At 70.6% G+C, this 9,260-nt stretch carries 12 protein-coding genes and 1 pseudogene; 3 read left to right on the top strand and 10 right to left on the bottom strand.

The window, feature by feature from the left end:
- Nucleotides 1–180: pseudogene (locus QOL99_RS11750) on the bottom strand (phosphohydrolase); the annotation flags it as partial.
- Nucleotides 181–238: 58 nt separating this feature from the next.
- Between QOL99_RS11750 and QOL99_RS11745 the strand changes: the two are divergent.
- Nucleotides 239–982 (top strand): YkgJ family cysteine cluster protein, encoded by a 744-nt coding sequence (locus tag QOL99_RS11745; protein WP_285524060.1) that lies wholly within the window; start codon nucleotides 239–241, stop codon nucleotides 980–982.
- A gap of 50 nt (nucleotides 983–1,032) precedes the next feature.
- Here the strand turns inward: QOL99_RS11745 and QOL99_RS11740 are convergent, their stop codons facing one another.
- The 3 genes from QOL99_RS11740 to QOL99_RS11730 are packed head-to-tail and all read right to left on the bottom strand — an operon-like array spanning nucleotide 1,033 to nucleotide 3,211.
- Entirely contained in the window at nucleotides 1,033–1,497 is a 465-nt protein-coding gene (locus QOL99_RS11740; RefSeq protein ID WP_285524059.1) for a phospholipase A2, read from the bottom strand.
- 5 nt (nucleotides 1,498–1,502) lie between these two features.
- Nucleotides 1,503–2,453, bottom strand: coding sequence for an electron transfer flavoprotein subunit alpha/FixB family protein (locus tag QOL99_RS11735; protein WP_285524058.1), 951 nt, complete (start codon nucleotides 2,451–2,453; stop codon nucleotides 1,503–1,505).
- A complete protein-coding gene (locus tag QOL99_RS11730; RefSeq protein WP_285524057.1) occupies nucleotides 2,450–3,211 on the bottom strand; it encodes an electron transfer flavoprotein subunit beta/FixA family protein in 762 nt (253 codons plus the stop codon). The genes QOL99_RS11735 and QOL99_RS11730 overlap by 4 nt, the downstream gene beginning before the upstream one ends.
- 246 nt (nucleotides 3,212–3,457) lie before the next feature.
- Between QOL99_RS11730 and QOL99_RS11725 the strand changes: the two genes are divergently transcribed.
- Nucleotides 3,458–4,147, top strand: coding sequence for a hypothetical protein (locus QOL99_RS11725; protein ID WP_285524056.1), 690 nt, complete (start codon nucleotides 3,458–3,460; stop codon nucleotides 4,145–4,147).
- Here the strand turns inward: QOL99_RS11725 and QOL99_RS11720 are convergent.
- The 3 genes from QOL99_RS11720 to QOL99_RS11710 all read right to left on the bottom strand — a co-directional run bounded on the left by QOL99_RS11720 (nucleotide 4,144) and on the right by QOL99_RS11710 (nucleotide 5,745).
- Complete coding sequence (locus tag QOL99_RS11720; protein ID WP_285524054.1) at nucleotides 4,144–4,557, bottom strand: carboxymuconolactone decarboxylase family protein; 414 nt, start codon at nucleotides 4,555–4,557, stop codon at nucleotides 4,144–4,146. The genes QOL99_RS11725 and QOL99_RS11720 overlap by 4 nt on opposite strands.
- A gap of 76 nt (nucleotides 4,558–4,633) precedes the next feature.
- Nucleotides 4,634–5,110, bottom strand: coding sequence for an OmpH family outer membrane protein (locus QOL99_RS11715; RefSeq protein ID WP_285524053.1), 477 nt, complete (start codon nucleotides 5,108–5,110; stop codon nucleotides 4,634–4,636).
- Nucleotides 5,111–5,247: 137 nt separating this feature from the next.
- Nucleotides 5,248–5,745: an OmpH family outer membrane protein gene (locus QOL99_RS11710; protein ID WP_285524052.1), complete on the bottom strand. Its 498-nt coding sequence runs from the start codon at nucleotides 5,743–5,745 to the stop codon at nucleotides 5,248–5,250.
- A 125-nt stretch (nucleotides 5,746–5,870) separates the two neighbouring features.
- Between QOL99_RS11710 and QOL99_RS11705 the strand changes: the two genes are divergently transcribed.
- Nucleotides 5,871–6,506, top strand: a complete 636-nt coding sequence (locus QOL99_RS11705) for a CBS and ACT domain-containing protein (RefSeq protein WP_285524051.1) — start codon at nucleotides 5,871–5,873, stop codon at nucleotides 6,504–6,506.
- Nucleotides 6,507–6,907: 401 nt separating this feature from the next.
- Here QOL99_RS11705 and QOL99_RS11700 read toward each other — a convergent pair whose 3' ends face one another.
- The 3 genes from QOL99_RS11700 to QOL99_RS11690 form a co-directional block, all read right to left on the bottom strand.
- Nucleotides 6,908–8,074 carry an aminotransferase class V-fold PLP-dependent enzyme gene (locus QOL99_RS11700; protein ID WP_285524049.1) on the bottom strand — a complete coding sequence of 389 codons (1,167 nt, stop codon included), beginning with the start codon at nucleotides 8,072–8,074 and terminating at the stop codon, nucleotides 6,908–6,910.
- 84 nt (nucleotides 8,075–8,158) lie between these two features.
- The gene (locus tag QOL99_RS11695; protein ID WP_285524047.1) at nucleotides 8,159–8,332 is read right to left on the bottom strand and encodes a hypothetical protein; all 174 of its coding nucleotides are present in this window, start codon (nucleotides 8,330–8,332) and stop codon (nucleotides 8,159–8,161) included.
- 24 nt (nucleotides 8,333–8,356) lie between these two features.
- On the bottom strand, nucleotides 8,357–9,260 hold a 904-nt coding region (locus tag QOL99_RS11690), incomplete at its 5' end, for a WD40 repeat domain-containing protein (RefSeq protein WP_285524045.1).

Genomic DNA, 9,260 nt, shown 5'->3' with positions numbered 1-9,260 from the left:
CCCGCCCAGCAGCGCGGCGGCGTGGGCCAGCGCACCGTCCAGCACGCTCGCCGCACTCGGCCGCGTGAGCAGCCCGGCAAGCAGCGCGGTCGCGTCAGCGGAGCCGGGCGCTGGAGAGGGCGTGACAGGAGCAGCCTCGGACCCGGAGGGAGGCTGCGTCGGACGGGGGCGCCTGAACACGTTGCGGCGAGTATACCCGCGCTACCCTGCCCCGGTGACGCGCTCCCGCCCCACCCCCCTGGCCCCTGCCCCGCCCCCCGCCGCCCGGTTCCGGCCCGTCACGGCGGCGGTCGAACAGGGCTATGCCCGCTACGCCCGGCAGGCCGAGGGGTGGCTGACGCGCTACCGGGAACGCGGCGGGCACGTGTACTGCGGGGCCGGGTGCTTCGCGTGCTGCGACATGCCCATCCGGGTGAGCCTGGCCGAAGCGCTGGTGACGGCGGCGGCGCTCGACGGGGAGACGGCGGCCCGGGTGGAGGCCCACGCCCGGCAGGTGCTCCACAACGCGCGGACCGCCCCCGACGAGGCGACCTACGTGGAGCGGCACCGCCGCGAGGTGGGCTTCTGCCCGCTGCTCGACCGCGAGACGGGCGGATGCAGCCAGTACGCCGCGCGGCCCACCCGCTGCCGCGATACCTTCAGTGCCCTGCCCGCCCGCTACTGCGCCGCCGGAACCTGGGAAACCCTGACCCGCCGCGAGAAGGCCGACTACGCCCGCGAGGTCGCCCGCACCCCCGGCACCGACGGCGAGCTGCATTACGTCGCGCCCCTGGAACATCTCTCCGAGCCGATCTGGGCCGCCGCCGCCCGCGCCATGCGGCGGGAATGGGGCCTGGAGGTCTGGGGCGACTTCTGGACCCTGACCACCCTGGCCCGGCAGGGCAGCTTCATGGACCGGGTCGCGCGGGGAGACGCCCGGGGCGCGTGGCAGGCGGCTCGGCAAGCCGGGCTGGCGCACGAGGTGGTGCTGGAGATCGGGTAGCTGTCAGTCAAAAACTCCAGCCGAAGCTGGAGTCAGGGCAAAGGGGCCGCTCACGTGCCCGGCGCGAACCGGGTGTGCCCGCGCAGCCGCACCGCCCGGTAATACGCCTCCGCCGCCGAGAAGCAGGCGGGCCGGGCCGCCAGGGCCTTGCGAGCACAGATGGCCCGCAGGTTGGCGTGAAAGGCCTCGTCGCTGGCGCGGCGGTTGGGGGCGGTGGGCTCCAGCACCCGCAGGTTGTGGTACGCGAAGTCGTGCACCACGCACGCGGGGGCAAAGTCGTCCCGGTGGCCCAGGCTGAGGCCCGGCGGGGTGCTGCACCCGTTGTTTTCCCAGTCCAGGTCGGGCCACAGCGGCTCCAGACGGGGCCGCGCCGCTGCGAACGCCTCCGGGGTGCCCCACCCCAGCCGCTTGACGACCGCCACCGGGCTGTCGTCCCGGTCCGGGACGGCAGGAAAGAGTGCCGGGGCGCATGACCCCAGCACCCCGGCCAGCAACACCAGTCCGGCGCGGCCCACAGTGGTTACTTGCGGGCCGCCTCGATCAGGGCGGGCACGATCTGGTTCACGTCGCCCACGATGCCGTAGTCGGCGACCTTGAAGATGGGGGCCTCGGCGTCCTTGTTGATCGCCACGATGTACTTGCTCTTGCCCATGCCCGAGAGATGCTGCACCGCGCCGCTCACGCCCAGCGCGACGTAGGCCTTGGGCTGCACCGTCTTGCCCGTCTGCCCAACCTGCTCGGCGTAGGGCCGCCAGCCCGCGTCCACGACCGCGCGGGTCGCGCCCACACCCGCCCCGATGCGGTCGGCGAGGCCCTCCACGTAGGCCGTGAAGTTCTCGGAGCTGCCCACCCCGCGCCCGCCGCTCACGATCACGTCGGCCTCGGTCAGGGCCACGCGGCTGGACTTCTCCACGCTGCGGCCGGTGACCTCCACGCGGGGGGCCGGGAGGTCGAGTTCCACGTCGTACTGCTCGCCCGCCGCCCCGGTGGCCTGTGCGGGGGCGAAGGACCCGGGCTTGACGCTGACCACGATGACCGGGGCCTCGGCCTCCACCGTCTCGGTGACGCGGGCGAGGTAGGTGTAGCGCTGCGCTTGGAGGGCCTCGCCGCTGGTCTTCAGGCCAATGGCGTCCTCGAGGTAGGGGGCGTCCAGCCGCACGGCCACACGCGGCGCGAACTCGCGGCCCGAGCGGCTCCCGCCGATGATGACGGTATGCGCCTCGCCCTCCTGCGCGATCTGCGTGGTCGCGGCGGCCCACAGCTCGGCGTTGTACTGCGCCAGTGCGGGCAGGTCGGCCACCAGCACCTGATCCGCGACCCCGGCCGCCGCAGTCGCCACGTCCGCAGTGCCCTGACCCAGCACGAGGACGGTGATCGGCCCCTCACGGCCCGACTCGCGGGCGGCGGTGACCATTTCGAGGGTGGACTTGGCGAGCTGTCCGCCCGAGTGTTCCGCGACGATCAGGATCATGCAATCACCTTCGCTTCGTTACGCAGGAGGTCGAGGAGTTCGGCGGCGGCGGCCTGCGGGTCCTTGCCGTCGATCATCTTGTTCAGGCGGGCGCGGGTCTGGATCTCGCTGGACACCACGCGCACGGTCGGCGCCGCCCCGTAGGTGTCCAGCGCGTCCTTGCGCAGTTCCTTCCTCTTGGCCTTCATGATGTTGGGCAGCGTCGGGTAGCGCGGCTCGTTGAGGCCCTGCTGGGTGGTCACCACGGCGGGCAGGGTCGCGCGGAAGCTCTCATTGCCGTCGTCCACGTCGTGGCGTCCGGTGAGGGCGTCGCCCTCGACCTTCAACTCGTTGGTCCAGGTGAGCTGCGGCCAGCCCAGGCGCTCGGCGGTCGCGGCCCCCAGCGCCTGGCTGTCCCAGTCGGCCTCCTGCCCGCCGACCAGGATCAGGCCCGCGCCCTCGGCCTGCGCCACCTGGGCCACGATCCGGCTCAGGGCGATGGGGTCGAGCTTCTCCTCCGTCTCGACGTGAATGGCGCGGTCGACGCCCATCGCCAGCGCGGTTCGCAGGGCGTCCTCAACGCGCTTGGGGCCAACCGCCAGCGCGACGATCTCCTCGACGGCCGCGCCACTCTCGCGCAGGCGCAGGGCTTCCTCCACGCCGTACTCGTCCATGCCGTCGATCACCAGGGTCGCCCCCTCCAGATCGACATGGCCTCCACTGATCTTCACGCGGGCCTCCGCGTCGGGGACTTGTCTTACCAGGGTCAGGATCTTCATGTGGCCTCCAGGATAAAGCGGGGCGGGGCCAGGCCCTTCCCCCCGTCGCTACAGTTTCGCCCTTCTCTGTCCAGGGCAGGCAGACCCCGGGTGGGCGCCCCGCTCCTTGAACTCGGTGCAAGTTTAGCAGGGTGGCCCAGGGGCGCGGAATCCTGCGCGGGGACCTGCCCCCATCTCCCATTCATAAAGCCGCCGTCAAACTCATGAGGGGAAGAACTCATCTTGGTGGCAGAGGCTGCGGAGGATATGAAACAGTTTCTTGCCCTGACTGCTGCCGCCGCCCTCGCCACGGCGGGCGCCCAGACCACCACGACCACCGTGAACGCCATTCCCGTCACGCCCATCAGCACGGGCCTGAGCGGCGTCGAGCTGGGCCTGACCGGCGGCTACGCGGGCGGGCTGAGCGGAGCTGTGTTTGTGCACGTGCCGAACGTTTCTGGACCGTTCGGGGTGAAGGCCGAAGCCTCTTACGCCCGTGTCAGTGGCACTGGGGCGATCAACACGTCTGATGATCTGATCGTGCTTGACGCCGACCGCAGCGGTAGTCGTACCGTGTTTGCCCTCGACGGCACCTACGCACTGGGGCAAGTCGCGCCCGGCACGAACAGCTTGGTGTACGCGGGCGGCCGCTACGGCCTCTTCCGCAGCGTTGAGGACTACGGCGAGGGCCTGAGCAATACCTACAGCACCAATGCCTTCGGTGTGGGCGCGGGCGTGATGCTGAGTTATGCCCTCGGCGGTGGCCTGAGCCTCGTCGGCGACCTCGGCATCGATCAATTCTTCCGCAGCACCATCACCCAGACGACCGTTCGCGTCGACCGCACTGATGTTGATACCATTACCACTAACGACGGCAGCTACGATGCCATAAGCAACCGCTTCGTCCGTCCCGGCACCGTCTTCAAGGCCCGCATCGGCATCAAGACGGGCTTCTAACCCCCGCTCTCCTGCGGCCCCTCGTCCCCAGCGGACGGGGGTTCTTTTGCGGCAGGCTCCAGCAAAGCTTCCAGCTGGGTAAAGGCCGCCACCACACGCGGAAAGCCCAGGTACGGCACGCAGAACAGCAGCGCCTCACGCACCTCGGCCTCGGTCGCCCCGGCCCGCAGCGCCCCGCGCAGGTGCGTCCTCAGCTCCGGCGGGCTGCCCAGCGAGGCCAGCAGCGCACAGGCGAGCAGCTCCCTGGTTTTCAGGTCGAGGCCGGGGCGCTCGTAGACCGTGTCGTAAGCAAAATCCCGGATATAGGCCATCAGGTCAGGGTCGAGGCGGGCGAGCCGCGCCAGGATGCGCTCTTCCTGAGTCCCGAAGATCCGGGCACGGGCGGTGGTGGTGTCGTGGGAGTCGGACATGGCAGGCAGGCTAACAGCGGTGGGGCGACCCCTCCCCGAAGGAAGGAGCCGCCCCACGGGGACGCGCTTACTTCTTCTACTTCTTCAGCGCCTTGACGACGGCCGAGGTCAGGTCGGTGGCCCCGGTGTTGGCGTACACCACCACCCCCGACTGTGCAGCGACCCGGCGGTCGAGAACCACCGTGAAACCGCTGCTCCGCGCCACTGCCGCCACCACCGAGTTCATGCGGGTCTGGAGCGGTTTGAACTCCTTGGCCAGCCGGGAGCTGTGGTTTTTCTGGGCCGTGACCAGGCCCTGCTGCGCTTTCTGGTAGGCCTGCACGTCGGCGGCCTTGCGCGTCTTCTGGGCCTGGGCGGCGAGCTTTTGCAGGTTGCCCTGCTTGGCCTTCAGGTCGGCGTCCACCCGCTTTTGCAGGCTGAGGTAGCTCGCCGAGTTCGGCATCGCGGCGACCGCCTGCTGCACGTTCACGAAGCCGACGCGCGAGCGGGTCTTCTGGGCCTGGGGCACGGTGCTGAGCAGGGCCAGCGGGAGGAGGAGAAGGGCGTAACGCATGGGCACTTCCTTTCAGGGAGGGGGTTCCGGGGAGATGGACGTCCGGGGAGGTTGAATTTCGGGATGGGCAATGCCTCAAGGCGAGACCCCCGCAGGTGCGGGGGCCGTCAGCCTGGGCAGGGCGGTGAGGCCGCGCCTTACTTGATGGCCTTGACGGCGGCGTCGGTCAGGTCGGTGCCGTTCTCGGCAAAGACCACCAGGCCGCTGGTGGCCGCCACGCGGCGGTCCATCACGATGGAGTAGCCGTTGGACTTGGCGACAGTGCTGATCGCGGTGTCGGCGGCCTTTTCAGCGGCGGTCACGCGGGCCTGCATCCCCTGAATCTGGGTGTCGTAGGCCTTGGCGCGGGCCTGCAGGGTGCCCACAAGCTGGGTGCGCCTGTCCTTCTCGGCGGCCGAGGCCTGAGCACCCTTGGCGTCGATGTCACGAATCTGCTTTTCCAGGCCGCTGAGTTCGGTCTCGGCCTTCTTGCGCAGGTCGGTCAGTTCCTTGCCGACCGGCTGGGCGTTCATGATGGTCTGAACGTCCACGAAGCCGACCTTCTGGGGCGTGGTCTGGGCCTGCGGAGCGAGGGTCCCCAGGCCGAACGCGGCCACGAGGGCCACGGGAGCGAGTGCCTTGGCAGTGATCTTCATGGGGCGCACGCTACCACGGCCCTTTCTGAGCGGCATGAAGTTCTGCCCATCTTGCTCACATGGCCCGTCAGCGGCCCGTCAGCTTGGGGGACTTCCATCCGGCGTCAGGAAAGGTAAGCTGGGTCATGCTTGTCCGCGACTGGATGACACGTGACCCCATCACGGTCACGCCCGATACGCCCGTGATGGACGCCCTCCGGATTCTCAAGGAGCGGGGCTTCCGCCGCCTTCCGGTGATGGAGGGGGGCCGACTCATCGGCATCACCACCCGCAAGGACCTCAAGGACGCGATGCCCAGCAAGGCGACCACCCTGAGCGTCTGGGAACTGAACTACCTGCTCAGCAAACTGACCGTCTCCGAGATGATGGCCCGCCCGGTGATCACCGCGCAGGAAGACGAGTACATGGAAGACGCCGCCCTGCGGATGCAGGAGCATGGGGTCGGGGGCCTGCCGGTCGTGGACGCGGGAGGCCGGGTCACCGGTATCATCACGATCACCGACGTGCTGCGGGCCTTTGTGGACATCATGGGCATGAAGGAAGGCGGGACCCGGCTCACGCTCGACATGCCCGACACTCCCGGCAGCCTCTTCCGCGCCGCGCAGGCCGCGCAGCCCAGCAACATCATCAGCGTGGCGACCTACGGCCACAGCGCGGAAGGGGGTCAGCCCCACCGCCGCTTCGTGATGCGCGTGACCGGGGAGGGCGCCGGGGACGTGAAGTCGCGGGTCCGGGCCGCCGGGATCGACGTGCTGGACTGAGGGGACCCCTTCCCCCGCCGCCGTGCAGCGCCCCTCCCCCACGGAGCTTTGCAGGTCTGCGAGCAGCTGTACGAGGCTCCCCTGGGGAGAGGGGTGTTNGGGTCCGGGCCGCCGGGATCGACGTGCTGGACTGAGGGGACCCCTTCCCCCGCCGCCGTGCAGCGCCCCTCCCCCACGGAGCTTTGCAGGTCTGCGAGCAGCTGTACGAGGCTCCCCTGGGGAGAGGGGTGTTCTCCTTCTCCCCTAGAGCATTGGACAGAATGACGGCCCCCGGGGAAGGGCGCCCCAGGTGCTCCATTCTGCCCGATGCTCTTCTTCAATTCGCTCGCTCTGCTGCGCAGCTTTGCAAGTCCGCTCGGCCAACGAATGCGGAAACCCACCGTCTTCTTATGGCAAATGCTCTAGCGCTCGGCCAGTGCCCGCCACGCGGCCGACACCGCCGAGCCGCGCTCGAAGGCCACGCCCAGGCTGGCGAAGCAGTCCTCCAGAATTCCCGCGATGCCCAGCGCGTCGTAGCGGTCGGCGTAACCCAGGGTGGAGACGCGGAAGACGGTGTCCTCGTGCGGGGCCTGACCGGGAAGCGCCCGCTGGCCCATCTCGGCGAGGCGGGCGGCGACCTGACGGCCGGTGAGGGAGGAAGGGGGACGCAGCACCGCGACGGCGGGCGAGGTGCGGGGGGCCCAGGCCAGAGCCCCCAGCGCCTCCCCGGCGGCGATCAGGGCGTCGGCCTGCCGCCGTTTCTCGGCCCACAGCACCTCGCGGGGCACGGCCAGCAGGCGGTCAAGGGCGAGGGCCAGCGCGGAGATCAGGTTGATGGCGGGCGTCTGGGGCGTGTTGCCCTCCTTCTGCCCGCGCAGCTCGCGCGTGAGGTCGAGGTAAAAGCCGCGCCCGGTGGCTGGAATCATCCGCTGCTGCACCTCCGGGCTCAGCAGCACGAAGCCCAGGCCGGGCGGGGTGGCGGTCCCCTTCTGGCTCCCGCTGACGACGGCGTCCACCCCCCAACCGGCGGGGCGCAGCTCGGCCACCCCGTAGGACGTGATGCAGTCTGCGATCACGATCAGGTCGGGATTCTGGGCCTTCGCCGCCCGCGTGATCGCCGCGAGGTCGTGCAGCGCCCCGGTGCTCGTCTCACTGTGGGTGACGAGGAGGGTGTGGGCGCCCACGCAGGCGCCCGCGACCTCCTCCGGGTCGAGCAGGCTGCCCCAGGGCTTTGAAACCAGCGTGGTGTCGTAGCCCAGCTGCCGGCTCATCTCGCCCCAGCGTTCGCTGAACTTGCCCGCCTGGGCGCTAACAACCCTCGCACCCTCCGGCGTCAGGCTGACGAGCGCCCCCTCGAAGGCCCCGGTGCCGCTGCTGGTGGTGATGACCGCGTCGTAGGGGTCCCCCAGCAGGGCCGAGAGCTTGGCCCGCGCGTCCATCAGGGCCGCGATCCCCTCGGGCGAGCGGTGGTGCGGCTGCGGGCGGGCGAGTTCCAGCAGCACGCGCGGCTCGACCTCCACCGGACCGGGCGCGATCAGGCGCGGGCGGTTGAGGGGCAGGTGGGGGGACAGGGAGAGAGCGTCGGGCATGGGGTCATCGTAGTCGGGGAGTCAGTCTCAGGGGACACGGGCGGCTCGGCAGCAACGGCCAAGACCGCTGGCACCTGACGGAGGTCAGGGGGCGTCCAGCCGAAACAGCGCACCCAGCAGCAGAACGCTGGTGCCCAGCACCACGGCCACCGACACCCACCCCGGTGGGCGCAGGGGCTGCCAGAGTCCCAACAGCCAGAGCAGTCCCCAGTACAGAGAGGCCACCCCGCAGACCAGCACGACGGTCAGGGCCGTCAACAAGAGAAGCCCAAAACCCATCCGCTACCTCGGCGGCGCCAGCGGCAGCAGCCGCACCCCGCCCTCCCCGTCGCCGCCGATCAGGGTGGTGCCATCGGGGCTCAGCGCCTCGGGCCAGCCGTCCCAGACGCGGGTGATGGCACCCAGGGCGCGGCCCGTGGCAACCTCGCGCAGCTCCAGCCACTCGCGGCCCTGCACGTCCACCCCGGCGCGGCGCACCAGGACCCGGCTGCCGTCCGCGCTGAAGCCCACCACGCCGCTGATCCCCGCGAGGTAGGCGGGCGCGGACAGTTCCCGGCCGTCCGCGAGCCGGATCAATCGGCCGCGCGAGGCCAGCATCCCGGCACTGTCGGGGGTGAAGGTGCCGTAGCCCACCCCGTTCAGGGTGGTTCGCAGGGCCCCGGTGAGCGAATCAAAGAGCCGCGTCTTGGTCTGCCCACGGAACAGGGGCGCGAACAGGCGGCTGTTGGGGCTGAAGGGCAGCGCGGTCGGTTCGCCCCCGCTCTGGCTGGTCACGGTGGTCACGCGCCGCGCGGCCGTCCAGTCCCACAGTTGCGCGTAGCCGTTGCGGTTGCCCGCCGCCAGCCGGGTGCCGTCCGGGCTGAAAGCGAGGGTGGTCGTGCCTGTCAGGCCGCCCGCCACCAGCAGTTTCTGAAAGGTGGGTGCGGGCGCGGCAGAGGTCGGGGCAGAGGTCTGGGAGGAGGTCTGGTAGGTGCTCAGCACCCCGATCCGTCCGGCGCGGGTGAGGGGATCGGGCGTCAGCGCCACGGCGATCCAGCGCCCGTCGTGGCTGAGGGCGGGGGGAACGTCCAGCAGGGCCTCCGGCGGCAGCATGACCGAGCGGCGGCCCTCGCCGGTGGCGGCGTCCAGCAGCCGGACGTGGGCGCTGTAGCGGCCCCGCACCGCGACGAGGCCGGAGGTCGCCCCC

Source organism: Deinococcus rhizophilus (genome assembly GCF_030271215.1).
GTDB classification, from domain to species: Bacteria; Deinococcota; Deinococci; order Deinococcales; family Deinococcaceae; genus Deinococcus; species Deinococcus rhizophilus.
This window is presented reverse-complemented; position numbering and strand designations above follow the sequence as displayed.